Genomic DNA, 26,393 nt, shown 5'->3' on the forward strand with positions numbered 1-26,393 from the left:
TCTGGCGGGCTTTCATTTGACTTATCTTCGACTGCTTACTTGCAAGCCGCGCAGAAGCGCTGGATGCGGCGGCAAGCTTCCTCGAGAAGATCTTCCGAAGTCGCGTAGGAAATGCGGAAGTTCGGGCCGAGGCCGAAGGCCGAACCGTGGACGACGGCGACGCCTTCCGATTCCAGGAGTTCCGAGACGAAGTCTTCGTCGGTTTCCATGACCTTGCCGGTCGGCGCGGTCTTGCCGATCAGGCCGGCGCAGGACGGATAGACGTAGAATGCGCCTTCCGGAACCGGGCACGAAATGCCCTTCGCCTGGTTCAGCATCGACACGACGAGATCGCGGCGGCCTTCGAAGATCTTCTTGTTGCGCGGAATGAAATCCTGCGGACCGTTCAGCGCTTCGACGGCAGCCCACTGCGCAATCGAGGTCGCACCCGAGGTCTGCTGACCCTGGATCATGTCCATCGCCTTGATGAGCTGCAGCGGGCCGGCAGCATAGCCGATACGCCAGCCGGTCATCGCATAGGCCTTCGAGACGCCGTTCATCGTCAGCGTGCGGTCGTAGAGGCTGGGTTCGACCTCGACCGGCGTGGCGAACTTGAACTCGCCATAGGTCAGGTGCTCATACATGTCGTCGGTCAGAATCCAGACATGCGGATGCTTGACCAGCACGTCCGTCAGCGCCTTCAGCTCGGCATGCGTATAGGCAGCACCCGACGGGTTGGACGGTGAGTTGAACATGAACCACTTGGTCTTCGGCGTGATCGCCTTCTCAAGGTCGGCAGGCTGAAGCTTGAAGTTGTTCGCCTGCGTCGTTGCGACGAAAACCGGAGTGCCGCCGCAAAGCGCCACCATTTCCGGGTAGGATACCCAGTAAGGCGTCGGGATGATGACCTCATCGCCGGCGTTCAGCGTCGCCATGAAGGCGTTGAACAGGATCTGCTTGCCGCCGGTGCCGACGATCGTCTGCTCCCAGGTATAGTCGAGATTGTTCTCGCGCTTGAACTTGGCGGCGATCGCCTTGCGCAGCTCGGGGATGCCGGAGACCGGCGTGTACTTCGTCTCGCCGCGGTTGATCGCGTCGATGGCGGCTTTCTTGATATTGTCCGGCGTATCAAAATCCGGCTCGCCGGCGCCGAGGCCGATCACGTCGCGGCCTTTTGCTTTCAGCTCGCGCGCTTTTTGGGAAACGGCGATGGTGGCAGAAGGCTTTACACGGGAAAGAGCGTCGGCAAGAAAGGCCATGATGATCGGTCCTAATCGGTTGAAGTGGGCAGAAAGCCTGTGGACCAGATTTCTGCGCTAAGCTCTATGTCGAATGTAGCCCGCTGTTTCAAGCACAAAGGCGTCACAGTGACGTTATTTCGAAAGCCGTAGACGGCGCGCCACACGTCATCGTTGGGCTGCCATACGCCCGCCATTTTCCGAAACGAAGCTCACCCACACGCTCCGGCTGAATGGAGCGAATGAAAGGCGGACAGATGCGAACGCTCTGCCCGACGGTTGAATCATTTTGTGAGGCGGCTGATTCAAGCTCTCAAGTCACCGGAAATTCTTCACGAAAATCATATAGATCGTCATACATCTTGATTGCCACAAATTAGCCTTAACAAATGCTTTACGGCGCCGCAATTCGGTCCTGAAGGAGCCCACCTCTCACACTTTTATCGTGCAATCGGAACCAGTAACGCAGGGGGTAGCCATGTTTCTGGGTGACGAATGCACAACCGAGCGCCTTAGGGCGCACAATCTCATCTCTTCCTTCTCGATCGCAATAACAACATTGGCCGCATTGGCGGTCATGATGCTGAGTCTCATCACCACCGCACGCGCCGAAATCGCCGACCAGGCCGGCCAATCCGGCCGGCAGCTCGCCGGCCTCGTTCGCCCGAACGACGTCAACAGCGGCTCGCTGCTCTTCCCATCCAAGGAGCCTGGCTATTATGTCGAGGCACCGCGCCTGAAGACGGATGTCGAAATCGACGTCACCGGCCCGGTTTCCCGCGTCAAGGTTACGCAGCGGTTCCAGAACCCGAGCAAGGGCTGGGTCGAAGGCACCTATGTTTTCCCGCTGCCGGACAATGCAGCCGTCGACACGCTGCGCATGCAGATCGGCGACCGCTTCATCGAAGGCCAGATCAAGCCGCGCCAGGAGGCCCGGCAGATTTATGAGGATGCCAAAGCCCAGGGCAAGAAGACGGCCCTGCTCGAACAGCAGCGGCCGAACATCTTCACCAATCAGGTTGCCAATATCGGCCCCGGCGAAACCGTCGTCATGCAGATCGAGTACCAACAGAGCGTCCATCAGTCGTCCGGCGAATTCTCGCTGCGCTTCCCGATGGTCGTCGCGCCGCGCTATAACCCGCAGCCGATCGTTCAGAGCGTCGAGTTCAACAATGGCACCGGCTTTGCCGTGCCGCAGGACCCGGTGCCGAACAGAGAGAAGATCGAAGCTCCAGTTCTCGATCCGCGTGAAAATGCCAAGATCAATCCGGTATCGCTGACCGTCAACCTCAAGGCCGGCTTCCCGCTCGGCGAGGTAAAGTCCGCCTTCCACGAGATCAATATCACTGAGAACGGCGAACAGAACCGTGCGATTTCGCTGAAAGGCGACTCCGTGCCTGCCGATCGCGATTTCGAGCTGAGCTGGAAGGCGGCTCCAGGCAAGACGCCGAGCGCCGGCCTCTTCCGGGAAATGAAGGACGGCAAGACCTATCTGCTCGCCTTCGTCACGCCCCCGACGGCACCGGATGCGACGACGGAGCAGCCGAAACGCGAGATAGTCTTCGTCATCGACAATTCAGGCTCCATGTCCGGCCAGTCGATCGAACAAGCCCGCGCCAGCCTGGCGCTTGCGATCTCCAAGCTGCAACCCGGCGACCGCTTCAATGTCATCCGCTTCGACGATACGATGACCGACTATTTCCACGGTCTCGTCGCCGCCATACCGGATAACCGGGAAAAGGCGATCGCCTATGTCGATGGCCTGACCGCCGCTGGTGGCACGGAAATGCTCCCGGCCCTGTCGGATGCACTCCGCAATCAGGGACCGATCGCCAATGGCGCGCTCCGCCAGGTCGTCTTTCTGACCGATGGCGCGATCGGCAACGAGCAGCAACTCTTTCAGGAGATCAGCCAGAACCGCGCCGAAGCCCGCGTCTTCACCGTCGGCATCGGCTCCGCACCGAACACCTACTTCATGACCAAGGCCGCCGAAGTCGGTCGCGGCACCTATACCGCAATCGGTTCGCAGGATCAGGTGGCCGAGCGCATGGGCGCATTGTTCACCAAGCTCGAAAATCCGGCGATGACCGACATTGCTGCCAGCTTCGACAATGCCAAGGCTGACGATATCACACCCAATCCGATGCCCGACCTCTATACCGGTGAACCGGTGGTGCTGACAGCCGAGCTCTCCGACGCACAGCCGAACGGCAAGCTGCAGATATCAGGCAAGACCGGCGCCCAGCCCTGGCGCGTCGAAATGGACATCGCCAATGCCGCCGAAGGCAAAGGCATTTCGCAGCTTTGGGCGCGCCGCAAGATCGACGATATCGAGGCTCGCGCCTATGAGATTCAGGATCAAGGAGCGCTGGACAAGCAGGTCGAAGCGGTGGCACTCGCCCACCACCTCGTCTCACGCGTCACCAGCTTGGTCGCCGTCGACGTCACGCCCTCCCGCCCCACCGACCAGCCGCTTGGTTCCGCCAAGCTGCCGCTCAACTTGCCCGCCGGCTGGGATTTCGACAAGGTCTTCGGCGAAGGCGAAGCTCCGGTCACTGCGCCCAGCGGCGAACGCAAGGCCTCGGTCGAGCCGATCGGCACGACCGATGAACAGGCTGAAGCAGATCAGGCCGATATTAACGGCGCCATGCTTCCCAAGAACGGCTCAGCAAGGCGACAGTCCGCGCTGGCAAGCCAGATTGCCGCCGCGCCGACACCCGCAACCGCCGGCATGATCGCCCGCCAGGCCACATCGAGTGTCAACCTGCCGCAAACTGCGACACCGGCCGAGCGGAACATCCTGATCGGCCTGACCTTACTTGTTTTCGCGGCGATCGCGGCGGGGCTGATGCTGCTGCGCCGCCGAGTCTTTGGATGGTGATGTGATGGGAGGGGAAAGCACTGCATTTTCCCCTTCTTCTCCCCTCGGGAAGAAGGCATTTACACGCCTCGAAAAGCTCGCCCTCGCCTGCATCGCCGCCCTTGCCGTGACAGGCCTGACCTTCCTCGGCAACGGCCTCTATATGAAAGCCAAGGCCGAGCTTGCGCAGATCCTGCTGAAACGCGCCTTCGCCGCCGAGCCTCGTGGCGAGGATGCAAAGCCGTGGCCCTGGGCGGATTTCACCACCGAGGCCGAGGTCCGCGCACCCCGGATCGGTGCGGAAGCGATCGTGCTTGCCGGCGCCAGCGGCCAAGCGCTGGCTTTCGGGCCTGGATGGCTGACGAATACGCCACAGCCGGGCGAAGAAGGCACCGCCGTCATTGCCGCCCATCGCGATACACATTTCCGCTGGCTGCAGGATATCAAACCGGGCGATCTGATCGAAGTCACCCGCCGCGACGGTAGGATACTCACCTTCCGGGCCGGTCAGGGCCGTGTCGCACCATGGGACCGGAACGGCATCGATCCCGCCACGCCCGGTCGTCACCTGGCACTCGCCACCTGCTGGCCATTCGGCGCCGTCACGCGCGGGCCGCTGCGTTATATCCTTGATGCCGAGTTAGTGGACACCGCCAAACAAACGGCTTTACTGGACACAAAGACGTTACCCTCGCCGTAACGCGCCTTGAACAGCAATCCGCTCGTCCCACGTTGCATAAACAGTTCATCGAAGGGAGGAGACGGATTGAAGCGCCTTCACAGAACGGGATATTGCACTGTCCTTGCGGCTTCCGCGCTGCTGATGGCGAACGCCGCCCTTGCCGATCCGGTCAAGACGATCGGCACGCAGAAGGTCAAGGTGAAGATCGAGACGATCGCGAGCGGCCTCGACCATCCTTGGGCCGTCGAAGTGCTGCCGGATGGCGCCTACCTCGTGACGGAGCGACCGGGCCGGATGCGCGTCATCCGTGATGGCCAGACGTCGGCTCCGATCGCCGGTGTGCCGGATGTCTATGCCCGCGGCCAAGGCGGCTTGCTTGACGTCGCCCTCGATCCAAAATTCGCCGGCAACCGTACCATCTATTTCACCGCTTCCATCGCCGCCGGTGGCGGCAGCGGCACGGCAGTCTTCCGCGCGGTCTTATCGCCGGACGAACGGCGCCTGACCGACGTGAAACGCATTTTCGTGATGAACAAGATGTCGCGCGGCAGCATCCAATATGGCTCGCGTATTGCGGTCGCTAAGGATGGCAGCCTGTTCGTCAGCCTCGGCGACCGCGGTGAACAGGACCGAGCCCAGGATTTCCAAGACGATGCCGGTTCGATCATCCATATCGGGACTGACGGCAGCATTCCCGCCGACAATCCGTTCAAGGATGGCGCAAAGGCCCTGCCGGAAATCTGGTCCAAGGGGCATCGCAATCCCGAAGGCATTACCTTCGACGCTGCTGACGGCAAGCTCTATACGGCTGAACACGGCGCCAGAGGCGGCGATGAAATCAACACACCGGAGGCGGGCAAGAATTATGGCTGGCCGGTCATCTCCTATGGACGCAACTATACCGGCACCAAGATCGGCGTCGGTACGGCAAAGAAAGGCATGGAACAGCCGCTTTTCTATTGGGACCCGTCGATCGCGCCCGGCGCCATCGCCGTTTACCGCGGCAAAATGTTCCCGGAATGGAAAGGCGATTTCCTCGTCGCCGCGCTGAAATTCGAGCTGTTATCGCGCCTCGATCGCAACGATAGCGGCAAGGTGACCGAACGCGAGCGCATGTTCGATGGAGAATTCGGTCGGTTGCGCGATGTCGTGGTCGCGCCGGACGGAGCGCTGTTGCTCACGACGGACGAAGACGATGGCGCGTTGCTGCGTGTTTCCAGGGCCGCGGAATAATGCAGGCCGCCGCTAATGGCCTTCGCGCTTGCCCTGAGGAAAAGCAACTGCTAACGGTCGGTCTCCCCTTTCCTCCCCCTCCCGTAGGATGCAGATGACTCGCATACAGGCGAATTTGGTGTTGTTGTTGGCTGCCGCCATCTGGGGCGGCGGCTTCGTCGCGCAGTCGACGGCGATGAAAGCCATCGGGCCGTTCTGGTTCATCGGCCTGCGCTTCGCCGTTGCCACCATCGTTGTCCTGCCCTTTGTCTGGATGGAAAACCGCAAGGCCAAAAAACCGCTGACGCGCCGGAACTGGCTTTCCTTCTTCCTCATCGGCGTTGCGCTCTTCGGCGGAGCGGCAACGCAGCAGATCGGGCTTTTGACGACGACCGTCACCAATTCCAGCTTCATCACCGGCCTCTACGTCGTTTTCGTGCCGCTGATCGCCGTCGTCTTCCTGCGCCGGCCGCCGCATTGGATCGTCTGGCCGGCGGCGCTGACAGCGCTCGGCGGGATATATCTGTTGTCCGGCGGCTCCTTTTCACGGCTGACGGTCGGCGATTTCCTGACCGTCATCTGCGCCCTCTTCTGGGCAGCGCAGATCACCCTCGCCGGCTCCTCCGTCAGCGAAACCGGCCGCCCGCTCGGAATCTCCGCCATGCAATTTGCGGTTACCGCGATCGCAGCCCTTGCGGTCGCCGTGATTGCCGAGCCGATCAGCTTCGCCGCCATCCAAGCAGCACTGGGCGAAATCCTCTATGTCGGCATCTTCTCGTCCGGTCTTGCCTTCGTGCTTCAGGTTATCGGCCAGCGTTATACAACCGCGCCCCAGGCTGCGATCTTCCTCTCCTCCGAGGCTCTGTTCGGCGCCTCGCTGGGCAGCCTGCTGCTCGGTGAAACCATGGGCCCCCCGGGCTATGCCGGCTGCACCCTGATGTTCATCGCCATGCTTGCGGTGGAGTTGGTGCCGGAACTCGTCCGGCGGCGTAGCATCGCAGCGTGAAAATTGTTGAAAATACGCGTTATGGCTGTTCTACGCCGGCCTTAATGAATTTTTTTCGAATGATCCGAAAGATGGATTTTGGCTATATCATTTGGGAAAATTTCGCCAAAATTATATCGCAAACGATACAAAAACCTTAGAAACTAGTTGTCGGCGTGGGAAAATTTGCGATTCGCGCTAACACACTTGCATTACGGCAGTGTGCTCTCCGGAACACGTTAAAAAACTTTTGCTTGCCAATTCCCGATAAACACAGCACTCTCAGCGCTGTTCGGGCATTTTTAGAGCATGGGAAGTCCTTAATAAAGTTGCGCGCCGGAAACGCTAAATTATTCCGGTCAGCTTGGTTGAGAAACGATGCGCGAATTCGCTTCGAAACCACGCCGAGGTATAGGGGACCTTTTCCTTCAAATTGCGAGAACTGCCTGCAAGCGCCCGCAAGGGCAATACAGCAATGCTGCCCGTGTGGATGGTGGGCAGAGAGAAAAGGACCTGAGGCATGGCCGAGACTGGCACTGTAAAGTTTTTCAATACCGATAAGGGCTTCGGTTTCATTAAACCGGACAAGGGTGGCGCGGACATCTTTGTGCACATTTCCGCAGTACAGGCTTCTGGTCTGGCAGGACTGTCAGAAAACCAGAAGGTAAGCTTCGACACGGAACCGGATCGCCGCGGCAAGGGACCGAAGGCTGTCAATCTTCAGATTGCCGGCTGAGAGCGCCTTACGGCTGTCATTCGAGTTGAAGCCCGGCAGTGATGCCGGGTTTTATCATTCAGTCTGCATTCAGCTTGCCGTGTCTAGTGTGTCCTCCATAAAGATTGGGAACTACGGTCTTCCGGTTCCCCTTAGAGGACAGACTCATGAACATGCTCGGCAAATCCCTCCTTATGTCCGCCATGGCTGCAGCCCTGACGCTGACATCCATGTCTACCGCTTCGGCCGATGACCGTTGGCATCATCACAACGGGGAAGGTTGGGCAATTGGCGCGGCAGGCCTCGCCACCGGCCTCATCGTCGGCTCCGCAATTGCCAGCCAACCACGTTATGTCGAACCTGATCCGGTCTACGTCGATCCCGACTATGCGGCGCCCGCGCCTTATTACTATCGCGCGCCACCGCGCCGCGTCTATGTCGAGCGTGATGTCGGCTATTACGCACCGCAGCCCGTCGGCCTGCGCCCCTGGTCGTCCCAATGGATGCGTTATTGCTACGACCGCTACAGCAGCTTCGACGGCCGCAGCGGTACCTATCTCGGCTATGACGGCATGCGCCATTTCTGCACAGCCAATTAATCCCTGTGCAAGCTGATGTCTCGAAAGGAAGCGCCGCCATCGAGCGGCGCTTTTGTTTTGGCGTCAAAGCCCCCGCAGGAAGGGATTGGTGCGCCGCTCTTCGCCGATCTGGCCGCCGGGGCCATGGCCGCAGATGAAGCCAACATCGTCACCCAGCGGAAACACTTTGTCGCGGATCGACTCCAAGAGCTGCTGGTGATTGCCGCCCGGCAAGTCGGTACGGCCGATCGAGCCGTGAAACAGCACGTCGCCGACATGGGCGAATTTCTGCGTTCTGTTGAAATAGATGACATGACCCGGGGCATGGCCGGGACAATGGAAGACCTCAAACTCATGTTCGCCGAAGGAAACCTTGTCACCGTCCTTCAGGAAACGATCCGGCACGACGTTGCGAACGCCCTCGATGTTGAACATCTTGCTCTTCGCCTCGATATCCTGCAGCAGCGGGCGATCATCCTCATGCGGGCCGATGACCTCCAGACCCAGCGCTTCCCGAAGTTCGTCGGCGCCGCCGGCGTGGTCGATGTGACCATGCGTCAGCCAGATCGCCTTCAGCACGATGCCATTTTCGCGCACCGTCTGCAGGATAACATCGACGTCACCGCCGGGATCCACCACGACTCCCTCCTTCGTTTCCGGATCGAACAAGATGGTGCAGTTCTGTTCGAAGGGTGTCACCGGAATGATGCCGGCCTGGAGCATGCCCATGGGAAGCGCCTCGTCTGTTGAATGCATATCCCGCCGATATAATCCCAAACACCGGGCAAAACAGCCCCTCCTCCCCGGAAAATGCCGAGACTGCGAAACAGCGCAGCGGAACCCTCCGCCCCTGCGAGCGTTTGCACAGGTAGGCTGCCAAAGCAGAGGAGAAAACCAATGTTCGCAAAGAGAAACTTGCTGCTGACGGGCCTTGTGCTCCTGGGCAGTGCCGGGCTCGCGCAAGCGCAGATGTCGGCGACAACTGCGACCGATCTCAACGTCCGCACCGGCCCTGGTCCGCAGTACCCGAGTGTCGGCATGGCAACCCGCGGCTCTGAAGCGACCCTCGACGGCTGCATCCAAGGCAGTAGCTGGTGCCGCATCGATGTCAATGGCATGCGCGGCTGGGTGGATGCTGAGGCCCTGAGCGTTGAGCAGAACGGCAATCCGGTGGTGGTAGAGGAGCATTACAGCCAGCTCGGCGTACCGACGATTACCTATACCGAAACCGATCAGGGGACGACGGGCAGTGTTTCCCCCTCACCGGACGACGAGCTGATCGGCCCGGTCAGTGAGGTCGATGCCGTCGCCCCGCCGGCGGAAGTCCGCACCTACATTACCCAGAACCGGGTCAACACCGTGCGCCTGCGCGGCAACGTCGTGGTCGGCGCCACCTTGCCGCAAAGCGTCGTCATCCACCGTATCCCGGATTATCAATACAGCTACGTGGAAGTGAACCGCCAGCCAGTGCTGGTCGATCCGAATACCCGCCGCATCGTCTACGTGTATCAATGATTCACGGCCACTAATCGACATTCCTCAAAATCGCCGGCGGCCAAAGGGCCGCCGCTCTTTTTGCGCGGACTTTCCCGCCGATTATTGCAGAATTCTCCCGTATGAGTTGCCTTCCTGTTTTCACCGGCCGATACATGATGTATTCCTAATATCGACGAGGATTACCGCCACTCCCCAGGCATGAGCAGGGATGTGGCAGAGGGCATTCCGGAAAGGGCTTCCGGAACAAGGGGGAGAAGGTAATCATGGAAAGTCTGGGGCCAATCATCACACAACTGATCGCCGGCGCAATCGGCGGTAACGCGGCCAGCGCCGCCCTGAAGCAGGAAGGGATCAATCTCGTCGCCAGGACGATTGCCGGCGCCGTCGGCGGTCTGGGCGGCGGCCTCATCCTCAACCTGATCGGCAGCGAAGCGCTGACGGGCATTATCGCACAGGGCATCTCCGCGCTCATCGCCGGTGGTGTGCTCTCGGCGATCGTCGGCGCAGTTCTCGGCCGGAAATAAGACGAGGTGTCGGATAGAATAAGAGCCGGGGGGACCAACCCCGCCCGGCTTTTATGGGCTATTCTGAGGTCTTATGCGGCGGCAGCCGCAGTCGGATACACTTCCTTCATATAATCGTTCATCAGCGTTTCGCTGATCGATGCCGGCGTGAAGCGATAGGGGCCGATTTCCGAGACCGGCGTCACTTCCGCTGCCGAGCCTGTCAGGAAACATTCGCTGAAATCAGGCAATTCTTCCGGCATGATCGCCCTTTCGATAACCTGCAATCCACGACGTTTGGCAAGTTCGATCACCGTCTGGCGCGTAATGCCGTTCAGGAAGCAATCCGGCGTCGGCGTATGGATTACACCGTCCTTGACGAAGAAGATATTGGCGCCCGTCGCTTCCGCCACTTGGCCGCGGTAATCGAGCATCATCGCGTCGGCATAACCCTTGGCTTCGGCCGCATGTTTGGAGATGGTGCAGATCATGTAGAGGCCGGCGGCCTTGGAAGCGCAAGGTGCTGTCTTCGGATCGGGGCGGCGATACTCGGCGATGTCGAGGCGGATACCCTTCAGCTTTTCGGCCGGATTGAAATAGCTGCCCCACTGCCAGATCGCGATCGCGACATTGATGCGGTTGTTCTGGGCGGACACGCCCATCATCTCGCTGCCGCGCCAGGCGATCGGCCGCACATAGGCCTCGGAAAAGCCCTGGCGTTTCAGCAGTTCGATTGTCGCCGCATCCAGCTCGGCGACGCTGTAGGGAATTTTGAAACCGAGAATGTCGGCGGACTTGTGAAGACGCTGATTGTGCTCCGTCAGCTTGAAGACCCGGCCGCCATAGGCGCGCTCGCCTTCGAAAACTGCGCTCGCATAATGCAGACCATGGGTCAGCACATGAATCTTAGCGTCCTTCCAGGGCACGAATGCGCCGTTGAACCAGATCTCCCCATCCAGTTGATCAAAAGGAACCGATGCCATCTTGCTTCTCCTCCGGCGCCCGGACGCCATGACTGTTGATTGTTGTCCCCATTACGCATTATCCACGATGGAAGTGGGGAAAATATGAGACGTGTTGGAGTTTTGCGCAGCCGGGCTTAGTTTCCAAATATGGCCATATCCGTCCGGGCGGCGCAAGATCGGCGAAAACTAGCAGCGGCGCAAAAATACGTCAATAAAGCTGACATATTTTTGCATAAGTTTCCCGATTGCCCCAAAATAGGAAAGGAAATGCCAAGGTGCCACGACTGACGAGCCCAAAAGCAGTAAAACCGGAGCTGCTGGCGACGCCGATGGAGAATGCGGGGATCATCGATTTCGAGATTATCGAGCTGCTTTTCTTTGCCTATCGGGACTTCGTGTCCGATCCCGACCAAATTCTGGACAAGAGCGGATTCGGCCGCGCCCATCACCGCGTCGTCCATTTCGTTAACCGCGAACCCGGTATGACGGTTGCGGACCTGTTGGAAACATTGAAGATCACCAAACAGAGTTTGGCGCGGGTTCTCAAACAATTGATCGATTCAGGGTATATTCATCAGGTGGCCGGACCTGAGGATCGTCGGCAGCGCAAGCTCTATCCGACACAAGCCGGCCGAGATTTGGCACTGGCGCTGGCCGAGCCGCAATCGCGCCGTATTGAACGGGCATTCGAAGGCGCGTCCGATGCGACGCGCGAAAGCGTCAAAAGGTTCCTGAGGGGAATGCAGGACTGAGCCATGGTCTCGAACCGAAGAGCCGCAAAGCGGGGTTTTGGACAAGACCATCTCAATCAAACGGATAGAACAAGATCGAGACGGATTGAATGACAACAAAAACAGCAATTTCGGACGATGCAGCGCACCTCCTGGTCGTGGATGACGACACGCGTATCCGCGCCCTTCTCAACCGTTATCTCATGGAAAAGGGATTCCGGGTGACGGCCGCCGCCGATGGCGCCGAGGCCCGCCGTAAGCTCGAAGGGCTCGATTTCGACCTGATCATCATGGACGTGATGATGCCCGGCGAATCCGGAATCTCGCTGACGGCAAGCCTGCGCGCCATCAAGAGCATTCCGATCATCATGCTCACCGCCCTTGCCGAGTCCGAAGCCCGGATCGCCGGACTGGAAGCCGGCGCCGACGATTATCTGCCGAAGCCTTTCGATCCGCGCGAACTCGTGCTGCGCATCAACAATATCCTGCGCCGCAACGCGCCGGCCGACGCGCCGAAGATCGAACAGGTAATGTTCGGCCCCTATACCTTCTCGCTGACCCGCAAGGAGCTGAAGAAGGCCTCCGAGCTCATCCGCCTGACCGACCGGGAGCAGGAAATCATGCTGCTTTTTGCCAAGCGCGCCGGCGACACGATTCCCCGCCACGAACTGATCGGCAGCGACGCCGAAGTCGGCGAGCGCACCATAGACGTGCAGATCAACCGCCTGCGCCGCAAGATCGAGGACGATCCGGCCAACCCCATCTGGCTGCAGACGGTGCGCGGCATCGGCTATCGGCTGAGCATAGATTAATTTCAATTCCCTGGGATCAGCGGCGATGGTGACATTCGACTCGATCAGACGCGATCAGGAGCACATGCCCTCCAATGGCATGCGCTGGCTTTCGCGCTGGTGGCGGCGACGGCTGCCGACCGGCCTTTATGCGCGTACGCTGCTGATCTTCATCCTGCCCATGATCATCCTGCAGGCGGTCGTCACCATCGTCTTCATGGAGCGCCACTGGCAGATGGTGACGCAACGCCTGTCGATGGCCACCACCCGCGACATCGCCGCCGTCATCGACATCATTCAAACCTATCCGCAGGATGCCGACTATTCCCAGGTCGCGCAGATGGCTCGGCAAAAGCTCGACCTCGCCATCTCCATCGAGCCGGGCGGCGAACTGCCACCGCCGCGCGAGAAGCCGTTCTTTTCGATTCTCGATGGCATCTTGAGCGACGAAATCCGCGACCAGATCAATCTCCCCTACTGGGTCGACACGGTCGGAAATTCGAGCCTCGTCGAAATCCGCATCAAACTGCCGGACAAGGTGCTGCGCGTCTTTGCCAAGCGGAGCCAGACCTACGCCTCGAATACACATATCTTCATTCTTTGGATGGTCGGCACATCGCTGGTGCTGATCGGCATTGCCGTCTTGTTCCTGCGCGGCCAGATACGGCCGATCCTGGCGCTGACGCAGGCCGCCGAGAGTTTCGGCAAGGGCCAGCGGCTGGAGAACTATTCGCCGCGCGGCGCCGACGAAGTGCGCCGCGCCGGTCTCGCTTTCATCCTGATGCGCGAGCGCATCGAACGGCAGATCGAACAGCGCACCGCGATGCTTTCCGGCGTCAGCCATGACCTGCGCACCGTGCTCACGCGCTTCAAACTGCAGCTCGCCCTTGTCGGTGATAATCCCGATCTTGTCGGCCTCAGCGAGGACGTCGAGGACATGCAGAGCATGCTGGAGGGCTATATGGCCTTCGCCCGGGGCGAGGCGGAAGAGGATGTCGGCAAGCTGCGGCTCAGCGATATCCTCGACAAGGTCGAACAGGACTTCTCGCTGCACGGCAAATCCATGAGCTTTTCCATCGATGGCGACAATGAAATCTCCGTCCGTCCGAATGCCTTCACACGGCTGGTGACAAACCTCGCCTCCAATGCGCGTCGCTATGCACATACGCTACGTATCGAAGCTAAGCACAGCCCCAAATGGCTGACGATTAATTTCGACGACGACGGCCCCGGCATTCCCGTCAATGCGCGAGAGGATGTGTTCAAGCCGTTCTTCCGGCTGGACGAGGCGCGCAATCTCGACAATTCCGGCACCGGCCTCGGCCTTGCCATTGCCCGCGATATCGCTCGCAGCCACGGCGGCAATGTCACGCTCGGCGACAGCCCGTTGGGTGGCCTGCGCGCCACCATCCGCATTCCCGCTTGAGGACCCAAGAGAGGACATTGCATGCCGATCGACATCAACGACATGCATTGGCTCAATCTGCCGCCGGCCTGGGAAATGAATAACGGCCGGCTCATCGTCCGCTCCGGCGACAAGACGGATTTCTGGCAGGGAACCTATTACGGCTTCCACCGCGACGACGGCCATTTCCTCGGTCGACATTGGCATGGCGACTTCACCGCCGAGATCACTTTCATCGGTCACTATCGCGAACTCTATGACCAGGCCGGCCTCATGGTCCGCCATGACGACATGCACTGGATGAAATGCGGGATCGAATATACCGACGACGCCAAGCATTTCAGCGTTGTGGTCACAGACGGCAATTCCGATTGGTCTGCCTTCCGGCTCGATCATGAGTTTGACGCCATGTCGGCGCGGGTGACGCGCAACGGCGACGCGCTTTTCGTTCAATACCGCACCGACAAGATGAACGAGTGGCGCATGGCCCGCCTCGCCTGGTTCGACCCTACGCTGGAAGACGTCGCCATCGGCCCCGTCTTCTGCTCACCGCAACGCGATGGTTTCGAAGCGGAGTTTCTGGATTTCATTGTATCGGAGCCGGTGTCGCGGGATATTCATTAACGTAAGACCTTCTCCGGGGGAGAAGGTAAAACTCACATCATCTTCCTGCCATTCGGCACAGGCTGGGTCACGGCAGCAAGCACGATCGCGCCGGATTCGTCCTCGAAGCCGAGGGTCAGCACTTCGGAGCGGACGGGACCGATCTGGCGCGGCGGAAAGTTGACGACGCCGAGGACCTGGCGGCCGATGAGGGATTCCGGCGTGTAATGCACGGTGATCTGCGCCGAGGAGCGCTTGATGCCGATCTCCGGTCCGAAATCGATCTTCAATTTGAAGGCGGGCTTGCGTGCTTCTGGAAAAGGCTCCGCCTCGATGATCGTCCCGACACGGATATCCACCCGCTCGAAATCGCCATAGGTGATCTCTTCCGCCATAGGCACACCCTCTGGAAATTTAACCGGCCAGTTCCTGCGCGCGCTTACGCGCTGCCTCCAGCGCCTCATCGAACAGAGGCTGCATGCCATCTTCCGCCATCAGAACGGCAAGGGCTGCGGCAGTCGTTCCGCCGGGAGACGTCACGTTCTGACGCAGTCGCGAAGCGTCATCGGGGGACTGATGCAACAATTCACCAGCCCCCGCGACAGTTTCCCGTGCGAGACGCATGGCGAGGTCCGCCTGCAGGCCGAGCTTCCGGCCCGCCTCCGCCATGCACTCGACGAGATAAAAGACATAAGCCGGTCCGCTGCCGGAAACGGCCGTTACCGAATCGATATCGGCCTCCGCTGGCACCCACTCGACCGGACCGGACACCTTCAAGAGATTTTGCACCAACTGGCGCTGGCGCTCGCCGACTTTGGCATTGGCAAACGCACCGGTAACGCCGCGGCCGACCATGGCCGGCGTGTTCGGCATTGCGCGCACCATCGCCGCTTCACCGAGATGATTTTCAAGAAAAGCCAATGTCTTACCGGCAGCAATCGACACCACCACCGTATTCGGCCCGATCGACGCCTTGAATGGCGGCAATACATCTTCCATGACCTGCGGCTTGACGGCGATGAAGAGAACGCCGGCGGTCACACCTGCGGGAACGCTGGTAACATGGCTCGCACCGGCATCGGCGATCAACTTCAGCATCGCCTCGGACGGCTTGGGATCCACGACGGTCACCGAGGAACCCGGCACGCCGTTCTTCAGCCAACCCGTCAACAGGGCGCCGCCCATGTTGCCGGCCCCGATCAGGATGATCGGATCGGAGGATGCGAAAGCGCTCGAGGATGCCTCAGTTGCCATATCAGGCTTCGCCCACGGTTTCGAAAAGTACGGCTTCCATGGCGCGGTTTGCGTCAAGGCCGGACCACACTACAAATTGGAAAGCCTGATAGTAAGCTTCGCAGGTGTCAAGAGCATTGGACAGCAACACTTCCACCTGCCTGTTGGTCGGCTCGGCGCCGCCGGAAAGCAGCAGCGACTGCCGGAAGATCACGATATCTTCCTGCCGCCACAGATCGAAATGCCCCATCAGCACCTGACCATTGATGCAGGACAGCAGCTTGATGACCTCGTTGACACGCGGATCAGGAACTTTGATGTCGAAGGCGCAGGCGATGTGCAGCGCCTCGAACTCCTCCATCCAGGAGAAGGAGACATGATAATCGGTCCACCGGCCTTCGACGGTCATGGCGATTTCATCCTCGCCGGACCGCTCGAACGACCAGTCATTATTGGCGGCCACGAATTCGATCATGTCGACCGGATTCGACTGTCGTTCGACTTCCATTTCCATAAGGCTCATGCAGCACCTTCTTGACCGGAATGAATGCAGTTTCCCCGTGCTCGAACACTGAAAAAACGCAAACAGTTTTACTCCGGAAACATACTCGGGATGATGTTGAACGGCCGCCAGACTAACGCATCCACCCTGCCCGGAGCTTACCAAGTCCGTTTCGAATCATCATTTAAAATCAGTGTATAACGGCATGCCCGGCATGCCAGCCCCTCATCGGAGATTTTGGCGAAGGGTGCTGTGGACAGCTCTTCCGATGTCTATTCAGAAGGGAGTCATAACTGACTCTGACGATTGGCTTTTTTGCCTGTGTCCACAGGTGGAAAAACTGTCGAAAATTTTAGAGGAAAAATGCGCGGCAGACGCGTGCCGCGCCGATTTCTCGCAAAATTAATTGCGATTACTTGCCTTCGGAGGAAAGACGCGCTTCCAGCGCTTCGATTCTTGCAAGCAGCGCTTCGTTTTCGTCGCGCGCCTTGATCGCCATTTCGCGAACGGCTTCGAACTCCTCGCGCTTGACGATATCCAGGCTGTTCAACCAGCGTTCGGCCTGGGCATTGAACGCCGTTTCGATCTCGCGGCGCACGCCCTGGGCAGCACCGGCGGCATCGGTCATCAGCTTGGCGAATTCATCCAAGATACGGTTCGGTCCAGTGCTCATAGTGATCTCCTTACGGCCGTCGGCCCCGAAAATGGACGGCATCATAGATGGGGCCAGATAGATCTGAGGTAAGATTTCCGAGGGTTCGATGCAAGCAAATTGAGATAGAGCGGGACAACCGGTGCCGTGGTGCGGGACACACGAATAATCGACTTGACCGTTTCATTAGCGAACGCCATGTTCCGCGCACATTGGATTTAGCATGCTCTTATCCAATAGCTGCGTCATAGCTTTGGGAATCATGCTCTAACGGACCCGACAATCTTGCTGACATCCGCCTACCTCGCCGCCATCCTGCCGTTTCCGGATATCGATCCGATCGCTTTTTCGCTCGGGCCGCTGTCGATCCACTGGTACGGCCTCGCCTATGTCGCTGGCATCCTGCTCGGCTGGTTTTATGCGAGACGGCTGGTCGACAACGGCAAACTCTGGCTGAACGACACAGCGCCGATGACGCGTGCGCATCTGGACGACTTCATCCTGTGGGTCGCCTTCGGCATCGTGCTCGGCGGACGCATCGGCTATATCCTGTTCTACGACCTCGATCCGGTGCTCGCCAATCCGATCCGCGCCATCGAGGTCTGGAATGGCGGCATGTCTTTCCACGGTGGATTGATTGGCACGACCATCGCCATGATTTTGTTTGCCAATCGCAACAAGATTCCGGTTTGGAGCCTGTTCGATATCGTCGCCGCCGTTGCCCCGATCGGTCTTTTCTTCGGCCGTATCGCCAATTTCATCAACGGCGAGCTCTGGGGCCGGACCACCGATGTGCCCTGGGCGATGGTTTTCTGCAGCCCGCATATCATAGCCGCTCACCAGGGCGTCTGCCCTGCCGGCCCTGATCCGCGCCACCCCAGCCAGCTCTATGAAGCCGGCATCGAGGGCATCGTGCTCTTCACCGTCCTCTTCATCCTCACGCGCTGGGTGTTGGCGCTGAAGAAGCCCGGCACCGTCAGCGGCGTCTTCGTCATCGGTTACGCCTTCTCGCGCATTTTCGTCGAATTCTTCCGCCAGCCTGATGAGCAGCTCGGCTATCTGCTTGGCACGAACTGGCTGACCATGGGCATGGTGCTCTCCCTGCCAATGGTCGCGATCGGCCTGTGGGCCGTTATCCGCGCCCGCCACGTTGCAGCCAGGCAGACGGCTTGAACTCTGGGTTTAATGTCGCATGATCCGCCCGAAAGCCGCTTCATATTTTTCGGGACCATGCTTTTGCGAGACCAAACGATGACGACCGCGCTCGGGGAAAAAATCAAGGCCATTATCCGTGCCAACGGACCGGTCAGCATCACCGACTATTTCTCGCTTTGCCTCGCTGACCCGCAGCACGGCTACTATAAGACGCGCGAGCCCTTCGGCCGCATCGGCGATTTCGTCACGGCACCCGAGGTCAGCCAGCTCTTCGGCGAGATGATCGGCGTCTTCATGGTGCACGCCTGGCAGCGCCACGGCACGCCGGCCAATGTCCGCCTCGTCGAAATTGGCCCTGGCCGCGGCACGATGATGGCCGACATGCTGCGCGTCATCGCCAAGCTTGCGCCGCCGCTCTTCGATGCGATGAGCGTGCATCTGGTCGAAACCAGCGAGCGGCTGCAGGGGTTTCAGCGCCAGACGCTCGACGCTCATGGTGACAAGGTTTCCTGGCATTCGGACTTTGACGAGGTGCCGGCGGGTTTCACCCTTCTAGCCGCCAACGAACTGTTCGACGCCATTCCCATTCGCCAGTTCGTCCGCACCGCCAACGGTTTTCGTGAGCGCACGGTCGGGCTCGACGTCAATGACGAGCTGAGTTTCACGGCCGGCGTCGCCAGCCTCGACCCCGCGCTTCTTCCCGCGGGGCCGCTTCCGCCGGTCGGCACGATCTTCGAAATCGCCCCTGCCCGCCAAGCGGTTATGACGACGATCTGCGACCGGCTCGCCGCCCATGGCGGCACTGCGCTCGCCATCGATTACGGCCATATGGCGACGGGCTTCGGCGATACGCTGCAGGCCGTGCGCATGCATGAATACGACCCGCCGCTGGATCATCCCGGCGAAGCGGACCTCACCAGCCATGTCGATTTCCAACATCTGGCCGAAACCGCTCTTGCTTCCGGCCTGCATATCAATGGATGCTGCCATCAGGGTGATTTTCTCATCGGCCTTGGGCTTTTGGAGCGGGCTGCGGCGCTTGGCCGCGACCACGATGCCGCGACGCAAGACAATATCCGTACCGCCGTGGAACGGCTCGCCGGCGCCGGCGAAGGCAAGATGGGCGAGCTTTTCAAGGTACTGGCCGTCTCCAGTCCGGCGATCGATCTTTTGCCCTTTCGTCCAGTCCGCTGATCAACGCTAGTGATCTCTGCGGATTGACAGAACGCGCATCGCTGGGCCAACATCCCGCTCAAATCGAACCGCTTCGCCACGGAAGCGTTATTTCCAGCACGAAAGAACATATCAAGGGACGCCGCATTGCCGACTCCGATCGAAAGCACGCTGCTGAGCGCCGCCAAGAGCGCCGGCATCCGCCACGGCTATTTCACCCGTGACGGCGGCGTTTCTGAGGGCCTTTATCGCGGATTGAATGTCGGCCTCGGCTCCAACGACAATCGGGAGCATGTCCAGGAAAATCGCCGTCGCGTCGCTGCCTGGTTCGGCCTGCCGCTGGAACGGCTCGCGACCGTTCATCAGATCCATTCGCCCGACGTGATCGCCGTCGACGCAAACTACGACGGCACGCGCCCGCAAGCCGATGCCATGGTGACGGCGACGCCAGGGATCGTGCTCGGCGTGCTCGCCGCCGATTGCGGCCCAATCCTCTTCGCTGATCCTGAAAACCGGGTGATTGGAGCTGCCCATGCCGGCTGGAAGGGCGCACTGACCGGCGTTCTGGAAAACACCATCGAAGCCATGGTCGCGCTCGGCGCCAAGCGGGGGATGATCACCGCCTGCCTCGGCCCCTCGATCAGCCAGGCAAGCTACGAAGTCGGCCCGGAATTCGTGGATCGCTTCATCGCTTACGACCCGGGCTATGCCAAATACTTCATTCCGTCCGAGCAGGCCGGTCACGCGATGTTCGACCTGCCGGGTCTGACGATCGACCGCCTGCGCAAGGCCGGCGTGACCGCCGAAAACCTCAATCTCTGCACCTATCCCGATCCCGACCGCTTCTTCTCCTATCGCCGCACCACGCATGCGAAGGAACCGGATTACGGTCGACAGATTTCCGCTATTGCCATCGAGGAGACGTTCTAAAATGGCCCTGCATTTCGAACGCAGTGAATTCGACGCCCGCCGTGCCCGCCTTCTCGCGAAAATGCAGGAAGAGAAGATCGACGCCATGCTGCTCTTCGCGCAAGAGAGCATGTTCTGGCTGACGGGTTACGACACCTTCGGCTACTGCTTCTTCCAGACGCTGGTGGTCAAGGCTGATGGTACGATGGTGCTGCTCACCCGCTCGGCCGATCTTCGCCAGGCGCAGCTCACATCGGTCATCTCCGACATCCGCATCTGGGTCGACCGCGTGAACGCCGATCCGACTCTCGATCTCAAGGAATTGCTGGTGGAGCTCGATCTCCTCGGCGCCCGTATCGGCGTGGAATACGATACCCATGGCATGACCGGCCGCGTCGCGCGCCTGCTCGACAACCAGATAGCCACCTTCGGCCAGATCATCGACGCTTCCTATCTCGTCAGTCGTCTGCGCCTCGTCAAAAGCCCGACGGAAATCGCCTATGTCGAGCGCGCCGCTGCGCTTGCCGACGATGCGCTGGACGCAGCACTTGCCCTGATCAAGCCCGGTGCCGACGAAGCTGACATCCTTGCCGCCATGCAGGGCGCGATCTTTTCCGGCGGCGGCGATTATCCCGCCAATGAGTTCATCATCGGCTCCGGCGCCGAGGCCCTGCTTTGCCGCTACAAGGCTGGCCGCCGCAAGCTGGATGCCAACGACCAATTGACCCTCGAATGGGCCGGCACCTATGCGCATTACCACGCCGCCATGATGCGTACGGTCGTCATCGGCGATCCGACTCATCGCCACCGCGAACTCTACAATGCGTGCCTCGAGACCATCCAGGCGATCGAAACCGTGCTGAAGCCCGGCCACACCTTTGGCGACGTCTTCGACATGCATGCCAAGATCATGGACGAGCGCGGCCTTGCCCGACACCGGCTGAACGCCTGCGGCTACTCGCTCGGCGCCCGCTTCTCGCCCTCTTGGATGGAGCATCAGATGTTCCATATCGGCAATCCGCAGGAGATCGAAGAAGGCATGTCGCTCTTCGTGCACATGATCATCATGGACTCCGACACCGGCACCGCGATGACGCTCGGCCAGACCTATCTGACGACCTCTCAGGCTCCAAAATCTTTGTCGCGTCACCAGCTCGAATTTCTTAACCGTTAGCAGCGTAAAATAGCGATCCTGAACGGGGTGACCGTCGAGGGAAAGGATCGCGCAAATGGGACTGGTCAGGACAGCGTTTATTTCCGTTGGCTTCTGCTTCGCGCTCGCCGCCTGCAACACGACGGATGCCCTGACCCCGCCCGAAAGCATCGGCGATGCCGGCTCCAGCCCCGTCACCCAACGCGACGTCGAGCGCATGGCTTCCGCGCCGCAACGCCAGCAGAATTATGAGACCGCGCAGGACAGCTACAGCTACCAGCGGCAGGGCTATCAGCAGCAGGGATATCAGTCGCAAAACTATGGCGGTGGTGGCTCGCTCGACGATCAGGCGGCCGCGCTAAGAAGTGGCGGTCGCAATCCCTATGCCTCCCGCCCGCTCGACGGCTCGCGGACCGCCTCCATCCAGTCACAGGATTCGCAGGCTTCGGACGCAGACGAGCAGCGCGAGGCCGATCGCCGCCTCTCCGACGATCCACAACCGCAGCCGCAGCGGCAACAAGCGGCTGAAGACCCGCAGGATGATCAGCAGCAGCCTGAACAACAGCAACAACAGCAAGCCTCCCTTCCCCCTGCCGTAGCCACGGATAGAAACAGCGTCCGCTTCCTGCCGATCATTGGCGCGCCGGTTCAGGCCGTAACACCACTGTCGCGTCAACTCGGGGCCGAGGCCCGCGCGCTCGGCCTGACGATCAAGAGCTCCAGCGATTCCAGTGCCAGCTATATCCTGAAGGGCTATCTATCCGCCTTCGAGGACGGACCGCAGATTTCCGTCACCTATGTCTGGGATGTTCTCGACAACAGCGGCGCCCGCCTGCACCGAATCCAGGGATCGGAAAGTGCGCCACTGAAACGCGGTGATCCGTGGGCCGCCATCCCGCCCTCCGTCATGCAAAAAATCGCCACGGAAACCATGTCGGATTTCAATTCCTGGCGCGACTCCCGCGGTGGATAGCCACAAGCTTTTCAGAAATATGAAAGCTATTGCGCTGTAGCCCCTTGCATTCGAGAGCGAGGCGGTTAAAAGCGCGGCTATCAGGTTGGTAACAGGCGGGCCACAATGAAGGTTTTCGCAGGCAATTCGAACCGGCATCTCGCCGAAGCGATCTGCAATTATCTCAACGTTCCCTTGGGCAAGGCCAGCGTCCGGCGTTTCGCGGACCAGGAAATCTTCGTTGAAATCCAGGAAAACGTGCGCGGCGAGGATGTTTTCGTCGTCCAGCCTACCTCGTTTCCGACAAACGATCATCTGATGGAACTGCTGATCATGATCGATGCGATGCGCCGCTCGTCGGCGCGGCGCATCACGGCCGTTCTTCCCTATTTCGGCTATGCCCGCCAGGATCGTCGCGCCTCCGGGCGCACGCCGATCTCGGCCAAGTTGGTGGCAAATCTGATCACCGAGTCTGGCGCAGACCGCGTTCTCACGCTCGATCTCCATGCCGGCCAGATCCAGGGTTTCTTCGATATACCCACAGACAATCTCTATGCACTGCCGATCCTGACGCGCGATATCAAGGCGAACTATGATATCGGCAACGTCATGGTCGTCTCCCCCGACGTCGGTGGTGTCGTGCGCGCCCGTGCACTCGCTAAACGTCTCGACTGTCTGCTGGCGATCGTGGACAAGCGCCGTGATCGCCCAGGTGAGTCCGAAGTGATGAACATCATCGGCGACGTGGAAGGAAAAGACTGCCTGCTGATCGACGATATCGTCGATTCCGGCGGCACGCTCTGCAATGCGGCCGATGCCCTGCTCGCACGCGGAGCGGCAAGCGTCACCGCCTATATCACCCATGGTGTCCTCTCCGGCGGCGCCGTCACCCGCATCACCTCGTCGAAACTGCGCGAGCTTGTCATCACCGACTCGATCCAGCCGACGACGGCCGTTCTCTCGGCCCACAATATCCGCGTGGTCTCCACGGCGGGCCTCATCGGCGAAGCGATCAATCGCACCAGCCAGGAAGAATCGGTTTCGAGCCTGTTCGACTAGCGCATCCCGCTTTCAGGTGGAATCACCTTGGGGCGGATAGGATGCTCTGGATTCAAAAGACTAGAGCGACCTTTGTGCGCTCAAATGAACGCACGCCGGTCTAAGGCCGGCCGGCTCTTCTCATGCGGGTTTCGCATCGACCGGATGGCTTTGCCTCCAGACAAGCAGCCCTATGCCAACAAGCCCGGCGACAAAGACAGCCGCACCGGCGCCCATGATCGATGGGCCGATGCCGAACCAGGCAAATAGGCTGGGCGACATGAGATAGGCCAGGAAAAGACCGAGGAAGATCGCGCACATCAGCAAGCGGTAGGCCTGCGCCAGGCGATGGGGTTCGCTGCGCGTCTGCATCAGGTGCAGCATGGCAAGATTCTCGAAGGGGCCGTTGATGGCAGCGAGGCATGCGACGACCATGAGCCATAGACGATCATGCATCAGCGGCAGCAGGAACACACCGGCGCCAAAAATCAGCTTTGCCGCGATGATCCAAACGACCGGTCTGCGCGGCTTTATGTTGCTGAGGATGAGATTGGTCGTCACGTTGCCGACGCCGTAGGCCGTCATCATCAGGCTGTAATCAGTCAAGGGATCGGCGCTGGTCTCGCGCAGATGCAGGATCATTCCGAGCAGAATGCCCATCGCCCAGGCGATATTGCCCATCAGGTTCGTGAACAGGCCATAGAGTATGGCGGCATGGCCGCGCGCCATCCGCCACCCGCCCAAGACGCCGTCGATGACCGCCGCCGCCCCCGAGAATTCGCGCCGCCGCGGCGCCGCCGGTAATTTGGCGACGGCCATCCAAACGGCGAAAGCCGAAAGCAGGAAGGTCGCCGCCGTCACCGTGAAGAACTGCGATTTCGGCAGAAAACCATTGACCAACGCAATCATGCTGGGTCCGAGGATCCGGGCCATGCGCCTCGTCGCGTCGAACAATCCGTTGGTCGCATGACGAATATCCGGATCGACCGCGATGGTCGGAAGCGTTGCCTGCAACGACGGATCGAAGGCGGAGGTCAGCAAGGCAATGCATCCGGCGAGCACCATTAACAACGGCAGGCTCATGAAATGCATGAGACCGGCAACGGACAGCACCAACAAGAGAACCGCACGCAGGACGTCGGCCGAGATCATCGTCGTGCTGTGCCGCCAGCGATCCGTCAGAATGCCACCAAACAGGCTGCCGAAGAGAAGCGCGCCTGACTGCAAGGCAGAAACATAACCCGCGTCACGACCGATGAAATCCGCCGCAATCCAGACGATGGCAACCATGTAGAACTCGGAGCCGGTTGCCGCCAACACCTGACCGGCCCACAGAAGCGAAATCGAGCGTTGGGCCAGCGGCTTTAAGACAAACATGGTCGCATTCTGAAATTCGGGCGGCTTATTTGATGACTTGTCCGTTGATCGTCACGGACTCGTCTTCGGCGATGTTGACCTCCCAACGCGAGCGACCGTCGGGATCGGTCTTTGCAAACCCCTTGGCCATCATCAGACCGAAGGACAATTGATTGAGGTCCGGTTCCGTCTTCGCGGCGTCTTGAACGGCAGAAATGGTCTTGTCGAGATCGCGGGCAAGCACCGTCATCTTCAAGGCGACACGGTCCTTTTCGTTCAACCAACCGCGCATGCTGCCGGAAGCCTCAATGTCGTAAAGGCCCGAAGCCGCGCTGATTTTCGGAAAATTGATCGTCATCGTTCCGTCCGGGAACATGGCCTGCTGCAACTTTTCATCCACGGAGGGCGTGCCCTCGGGATTGCTGAAATCGGCCTGCTGCAGGACATCCAACAGGGCGGTAAAATTCAGGTTGGGAAGTTGCATCTGCAGTTCGGCGGCATCGGGAATGAAGGCGATATAGTCCTCAGGCACCAGGCCGGAGGCCAGGGTCAGCTTTTCGGCACGCATGCCGAAATCGGCATTCACTGCGTTGGCCGGCCCGGCCATCTTGAATGAGTAACCCACCTGCTGCAGCCCGCCATTGCCGAGCGGAGTCGTCACGGAAATATCCTTGGCGGAGACCGACTCTTCGAACGAGTCGGCAATCGGCATCGCGTTCCGCAGCAATGCCTTGAGCGCCGCGCTTTCGCTGTCGGACAGGGTTTTTGTGTCCTTGTGGTCGGAGACGAAGCGCAAAATCTCGTTCAGCGCCTTCAGCGGCAGCTTGGTCGCACTGGCCTTGAAATCGATCGCTCCGATTTTGAATTCGCCAAGCGTCGCAGAATCGGAAGAAACCTTGTCTTGGAAGGATTGCAGGCCTCCGATCATCTGGAGGTCGAGCTTATCCGGCTCGCCGCTGCTGGATGACGAGAGCGCGTAGTTGATACCATCGATCGTGATATCGTTTTTCTCCACACCATTGTCAGTCATCTTGGTGGCGAGCGTGATGCCGTTGCCTTTCACGTCCATCGAGCGAACATAGTGGATAGCAGGGTCGAAGACGCCCGTGAAACTGGACGATGCCACCCCATAACGGAATTCTGCATCCGGGCTGCTGCCCGGCTTCGAACGCGCCGTCACGTCGATCGCATTGTTCCCCTCGATGTTCCACAGGCCGCTGTCCAGCGGTGTCGCAAGGGCGATCAACGGCTTCAGCCCGGTAATGTCGAAACCGGTGACGTTCAATTTGTCGAAGAATTTCTGCAGGTCATAGGTGATTTCATAGTGACCGCTCGTCGGCGTCACAGCAATAAAGCCGCTCTTAACGAGATCGTCGGGCAGGAAATGCGTCAGGTTGCCGAGCAGGTCCTTTGCTCCCTGCTCATTGACGTCGGCTGCCTGCGAGGCGCCGGCCAGACCAACGGCGAAAACTGCCGCAGCGGCAACTGTTTTAAAACGCATAATTCACCCCCGTGATGCTAGGAAA

27 protein-coding genes are annotated in these 26,393 nt (G+C 59.8%); 18 read left to right on the plus strand and 9 right to left on the minus strand.

The annotated features are described in order from the left end of the window. Positions 1-35: 35 nt before the first annotated feature. On the minus strand, positions 36-1,238 hold the full coding sequence (locus tag N2601_RS10345) for a pyridoxal phosphate-dependent aminotransferase (protein ID WP_104823718.1): 1,203 nt from the start codon (positions 1,236-1,238) through the stop codon (positions 36-38). Between the two features lie 457 nt (positions 1,239-1,695). Here N2601_RS10345 and N2601_RS10350 point away from each other — a divergent pair, with 457 nt between their 5' ends. From N2601_RS10350 to N2601_RS10375, 6 genes are all read left to right on the plus strand, one after another. Beyond that, on the plus strand, positions 1,696-4,098 hold the full coding sequence (locus N2601_RS10350; protein ID WP_104823719.1) for a marine proteobacterial sortase target protein: 2,403 nt from the start codon (positions 1,696-1,698) through the stop codon (positions 4,096-4,098). A 4-nt stretch (positions 4,099-4,102) separates the two neighbouring features. Continuing rightward, entirely contained in the window at positions 4,103-4,777 is a 675-nt protein-coding gene (locus tag N2601_RS10355; RefSeq protein ID WP_104823720.1) for a class GN sortase, read from the plus strand. Positions 4,778-4,900: 123 nt separating this feature from the next. Beyond that, positions 4,901-5,992 (plus strand): PQQ-dependent sugar dehydrogenase, encoded by a 1,092-nt coding sequence (locus N2601_RS10360; RefSeq protein ID WP_104825151.1) that lies wholly within the window; start codon positions 4,901-4,903, stop codon positions 5,990-5,992. A 94-nt stretch (positions 5,993-6,086) separates the two neighbouring features. Then, positions 6,087-6,977 (plus strand): DMT family transporter, encoded by an 891-nt coding sequence (locus N2601_RS10365; protein ID WP_104823721.1) that lies wholly within the window; start codon positions 6,087-6,089, stop codon positions 6,975-6,977. 499 nt (positions 6,978-7,476) lie between these two features. Next, entirely contained in the window at positions 7,477-7,692 is a 216-nt protein-coding gene (locus tag N2601_RS10370; protein WP_004116423.1) for a cold-shock protein, read from the plus strand. Between the two features lie 146 nt (positions 7,693-7,838). After that, positions 7,839-8,270, plus strand: coding sequence for a BA14K family protein (locus N2601_RS10375; RefSeq protein WP_104823722.1), 432 nt, complete (start codon positions 7,839-7,841; stop codon positions 8,268-8,270). A gap of 63 nt (positions 8,271-8,333) precedes the next feature. Here the strand turns inward: N2601_RS10375 and N2601_RS10380 are convergent, their stop codons facing one another. After that, positions 8,334-8,972, minus strand: a complete 639-nt coding sequence (locus N2601_RS10380) for an MBL fold metallo-hydrolase (RefSeq protein WP_104825152.1) — start codon at positions 8,970-8,972, stop codon at positions 8,334-8,336. Positions 8,973-9,146: 174 nt separating this feature from the next. On the opposite strand from N2601_RS10380, the gene N2601_RS10385 reads away from it, so the two are divergent. Together N2601_RS10385 and N2601_RS10390 are read left to right on the plus strand one after the other, a co-directional pair. Then, positions 9,147-9,764, plus strand: a complete 618-nt coding sequence (locus N2601_RS10385) for a DUF1236 domain-containing protein (protein WP_104823723.1) — start codon at positions 9,147-9,149, stop codon at positions 9,762-9,764. Between the two features lie 245 nt (positions 9,765-10,009). Next, the gene (locus N2601_RS10390) at positions 10,010-10,270 is read left to right on the plus strand and encodes a hypothetical protein (protein WP_104823724.1); all 261 of its coding nucleotides are present in this window, start codon (positions 10,010-10,012) and stop codon (positions 10,268-10,270) included. Positions 10,271-10,341: 71 nt separating this feature from the next. Here the strand turns inward: N2601_RS10390 and N2601_RS10395 are convergent, their stop codons facing one another. Beyond that, the gene (locus N2601_RS10395; RefSeq protein ID WP_104823725.1) at positions 10,342-11,232 is read right to left on the minus strand and encodes a branched-chain amino acid aminotransferase; all 891 of its coding nucleotides are present in this window, start codon (positions 11,230-11,232) and stop codon (positions 10,342-10,344) included. A gap of 257 nt (positions 11,233-11,489) precedes the next feature. On the opposite strand from N2601_RS10395, the gene N2601_RS10400 reads away from it, so the two are divergent. The 4 genes from N2601_RS10400 to N2601_RS10415 all read left to right on the plus strand — a co-directional run bounded on the left by N2601_RS10400 (position 11,490) and on the right by N2601_RS10415 (position 14,765). Further along, positions 11,490-11,966: a MarR family winged helix-turn-helix transcriptional regulator gene (locus tag N2601_RS10400; protein ID WP_104823726.1), complete on the plus strand. Its 477-nt coding sequence runs from the start codon at positions 11,490-11,492 to the stop codon at positions 11,964-11,966. 89 nt (positions 11,967-12,055) lie between these two features. Continuing rightward, positions 12,056-12,757, plus strand: coding sequence for a response regulator (locus N2601_RS10405; RefSeq protein WP_104823727.1), 702 nt, complete (start codon positions 12,056-12,058; stop codon positions 12,755-12,757). Between the two features lie 25 nt (positions 12,758-12,782). Next, complete coding sequence (locus tag N2601_RS10410) at positions 12,783-14,162, plus strand: ATP-binding protein (protein ID WP_104823728.1); 1,380 nt, start codon at positions 12,783-12,785, stop codon at positions 14,160-14,162. Between the two features lie 21 nt (positions 14,163-14,183). Next, complete coding sequence (locus N2601_RS10415; protein WP_104823729.1) at positions 14,184-14,765, plus strand: DUF1349 domain-containing protein; 582 nt, start codon at positions 14,184-14,186, stop codon at positions 14,763-14,765. A 32-nt stretch (positions 14,766-14,797) separates the two neighbouring features. Here N2601_RS10415 and N2601_RS10420 read toward each other — a convergent pair whose 3' ends face one another. The 4 genes from N2601_RS10420 to N2601_RS10435 all read right to left on the minus strand — a co-directional run bounded on the left by N2601_RS10420 (position 14,798) and on the right by N2601_RS10435 (position 17,152). After that, positions 14,798-15,139, minus strand: a complete 342-nt coding sequence (locus tag N2601_RS10420) for a tRNA-binding protein (protein ID WP_028751650.1) — start codon at positions 15,137-15,139, stop codon at positions 14,798-14,800. A 19-nt stretch (positions 15,140-15,158) separates the two neighbouring features. Then, entirely contained in the window at positions 15,159-15,998 is an 840-nt protein-coding gene (proC, locus tag N2601_RS10425; RefSeq protein WP_104823730.1) for a pyrroline-5-carboxylate reductase, read from the minus strand. A 1-nt stretch (position 15,999) separates the two neighbouring features. Then, positions 16,000-16,500 (minus strand): YbjN domain-containing protein, encoded by a 501-nt coding sequence (locus N2601_RS10430; RefSeq protein ID WP_104823731.1) that lies wholly within the window; start codon positions 16,498-16,500, stop codon positions 16,000-16,002. 391 nt (positions 16,501-16,891) lie between these two features. Next, entirely contained in the window at positions 16,892-17,152 is a 261-nt protein-coding gene (locus tag N2601_RS10435) for an accessory factor UbiK family protein (protein ID WP_104825153.1), read from the minus strand. 264 nt (positions 17,153-17,416) lie between these two features. Here N2601_RS10435 and lgt point away from each other — a divergent pair, with 264 nt between their 5' ends. The 6 genes from lgt (at position 17,417) to N2601_RS10465 (ending at position 23,532) form a co-directional block, all read left to right on the plus strand. Beyond that, positions 17,417-18,304 (plus strand): prolipoprotein diacylglyceryl transferase, encoded by an 888-nt coding sequence (gene lgt / locus N2601_RS10440; RefSeq protein WP_104823732.1) that lies wholly within the window; start codon positions 17,417-17,419, stop codon positions 18,302-18,304. A 78-nt stretch (positions 18,305-18,382) separates the two neighbouring features. Then, positions 18,383-19,480: a class I SAM-dependent methyltransferase gene (locus tag N2601_RS10445; protein WP_104825154.1), complete on the plus strand. Its 1,098-nt coding sequence runs from the start codon at positions 18,383-18,385 to the stop codon at positions 19,478-19,480. Between the two features lie 126 nt (positions 19,481-19,606). Continuing rightward, positions 19,607-20,389, plus strand: coding sequence for a peptidoglycan editing factor PgeF (gene pgeF, locus N2601_RS10450; protein WP_199773478.1), 783 nt, complete (start codon positions 19,607-19,609; stop codon positions 20,387-20,389). Position 20,390: 1 nt separating this feature from the next. Continuing rightward, positions 20,391-21,542 carry a M24 family metallopeptidase gene (locus N2601_RS10455; RefSeq protein WP_104823734.1) on the plus strand — a complete coding sequence of 384 codons (1,152 nt, stop codon included), beginning with the start codon at positions 20,391-20,393 and terminating at the stop codon, positions 21,540-21,542. Between the two features lie 55 nt (positions 21,543-21,597). Beyond that, positions 21,598-22,494 (plus strand): hypothetical protein, encoded by an 897-nt coding sequence (locus N2601_RS10460; RefSeq protein WP_104823735.1) that lies wholly within the window; start codon positions 21,598-21,600, stop codon positions 22,492-22,494. Between the two features lie 105 nt (positions 22,495-22,599). Further along, positions 22,600-23,532 (plus strand): ribose-phosphate pyrophosphokinase, encoded by a 933-nt coding sequence (locus N2601_RS10465; protein ID WP_104823736.1) that lies wholly within the window; start codon positions 22,600-22,602, stop codon positions 23,530-23,532. Positions 23,533-23,652: 120 nt separating this feature from the next. On the opposite strand, the gene N2601_RS10470 is transcribed toward N2601_RS10465, so the two are convergent. Next, positions 23,653-24,888 carry an MFS transporter gene (locus N2601_RS10470; RefSeq protein WP_104823737.1) on the minus strand — a complete coding sequence of 412 codons (1,236 nt, stop codon included), beginning with the start codon at positions 24,886-24,888 and terminating at the stop codon, positions 23,653-23,655. 25 nt (positions 24,889-24,913) lie between these two features. After that, positions 24,914-26,368 (minus strand): hypothetical protein, encoded by a 1,455-nt coding sequence (locus tag N2601_RS10475; protein WP_104823738.1) that lies wholly within the window; start codon positions 26,366-26,368, stop codon positions 24,914-24,916. Positions 26,369-26,393 lie beyond the last annotated feature (25 nt).

Source organism: Rhizobium sp. CB3060 (assembly GCF_025200735.1).
Taxonomy (GTDB): domain Bacteria; phylum Pseudomonadota; class Alphaproteobacteria; order Rhizobiales; family Rhizobiaceae; genus Rhizobium.

What these genes read in the sequence shown, in the direction of transcription:
- N2601_RS10430 (WP_104823731.1), bottom strand. Translation starts at nt 16,500, where the DNA reads ATGAGCCTTATGGAAATGGAAGTCGAACGACAGTCGAATCCGGTCGAC.
- N2601_RS10360 (WP_104825151.1), top strand. Translation starts at nt 4,901, where the DNA reads ATGGCGAACGCCGCCCTTGCCGATCCGGTCAAGACGATCGGCACGCAG.
- N2601_RS10460 (WP_104823735.1), top strand. Translation starts at nt 21,598, where the DNA reads ATGGGACTGGTCAGGACAGCGTTTATTTCCGTTGGCTTCTGCTTCGCG.
- N2601_RS10365 (WP_104823721.1), top strand. Translation starts at nt 6,087, where the DNA reads ATGACTCGCATACAGGCGAATTTGGTGTTGTTGTTGGCTGCCGCCATC.
- N2601_RS10415 (WP_104823729.1), top strand. Translation starts at nt 14,184, where the DNA reads ATGCCGATCGACATCAACGACATGCATTGGCTCAATCTGCCGCCGGCC.
- N2601_RS10465 (WP_104823736.1), top strand. Translation starts at nt 22,600, where the DNA reads ATGAAGGTTTTCGCAGGCAATTCGAACCGGCATCTCGCCGAAGCGATC.
- N2601_RS10370 (WP_004116423.1), top strand. Translation starts at nt 7,477, where the DNA reads ATGGCCGAGACTGGCACTGTAAAGTTTTTCAATACCGATAAGGGCTTC.
- N2601_RS10375 (WP_104823722.1), top strand. Translation starts at nt 7,839, where the DNA reads ATGAACATGCTCGGCAAATCCCTCCTTATGTCCGCCATGGCTGCAGCC.
- N2601_RS10380 (WP_104825152.1), bottom strand. Translation starts at nt 8,972, where the DNA reads ATGCTCCAGGCCGGCATCATTCCGGTGACACCCTTCGAACAGAACTGC.
- N2601_RS10405 (WP_104823727.1), top strand. Translation starts at nt 12,056, where the DNA reads ATGACAACAAAAACAGCAATTTCGGACGATGCAGCGCACCTCCTGGTC.
- N2601_RS10395 (WP_104823725.1), bottom strand. Translation starts at nt 11,232, where the DNA reads ATGGCATCGGTTCCTTTTGATCAACTGGATGGGGAGATCTGGTTCAAC.
- N2601_RS10435 (WP_104825153.1), bottom strand. Translation starts at nt 17,152, where the DNA reads ATGAGCACTGGACCGAACCGTATCTTGGATGAATTCGCCAAGCTGATG.
- N2601_RS10455 (WP_104823734.1), top strand. Translation starts at nt 20,391, where the DNA reads ATGGCCCTGCATTTCGAACGCAGTGAATTCGACGCCCGCCGTGCCCGC.
- N2601_RS10385 (WP_104823723.1), top strand. Translation starts at nt 9,147, where the DNA reads ATGTTCGCAAAGAGAAACTTGCTGCTGACGGGCCTTGTGCTCCTGGGC.
- N2601_RS10410 (WP_104823728.1), top strand. Translation starts at nt 12,783, where the DNA reads ATGGTGACATTCGACTCGATCAGACGCGATCAGGAGCACATGCCCTCC.
- N2601_RS10470 (WP_104823737.1), bottom strand. Translation starts at nt 24,888, where the DNA reads ATGTTTGTCTTAAAGCCGCTGGCCCAACGCTCGATTTCGCTTCTGTGG.
- N2601_RS10355 (WP_104823720.1), top strand. Translation starts at nt 4,103, where the DNA reads ATGGGAGGGGAAAGCACTGCATTTTCCCCTTCTTCTCCCCTCGGGAAG.
- N2601_RS10420 (WP_028751650.1), bottom strand. Translation starts at nt 15,139, where the DNA reads ATGGCGGAAGAGATCACCTATGGCGATTTCGAGCGGGTGGATATCCGT.
- proC (WP_104823730.1), bottom strand. Translation starts at nt 15,998, where the DNA reads ATGGCAACTGAGGCATCCTCGAGCGCTTTCGCATCCTCCGATCCGATC.
- N2601_RS10475 (WP_104823738.1), bottom strand. Translation starts at nt 26,368, where the DNA reads ATGCGTTTTAAAACAGTTGCCGCTGCGGCAGTTTTCGCCGTTGGTCTG.
- N2601_RS10350 (WP_104823719.1), top strand. Translation starts at nt 1,696, where the DNA reads ATGTTTCTGGGTGACGAATGCACAACCGAGCGCCTTAGGGCGCACAAT.
- N2601_RS10345 (WP_104823718.1), bottom strand. Translation starts at nt 1,238, where the DNA reads ATGGCCTTTCTTGCCGACGCTCTTTCCCGTGTAAAGCCTTCTGCCACC.
- N2601_RS10390 (WP_104823724.1), top strand. Translation starts at nt 10,010, where the DNA reads ATGGAAAGTCTGGGGCCAATCATCACACAACTGATCGCCGGCGCAATC.
- N2601_RS10445 (WP_104825154.1), top strand. Translation starts at nt 18,383, where the DNA reads ATGACGACCGCGCTCGGGGAAAAAATCAAGGCCATTATCCGTGCCAAC.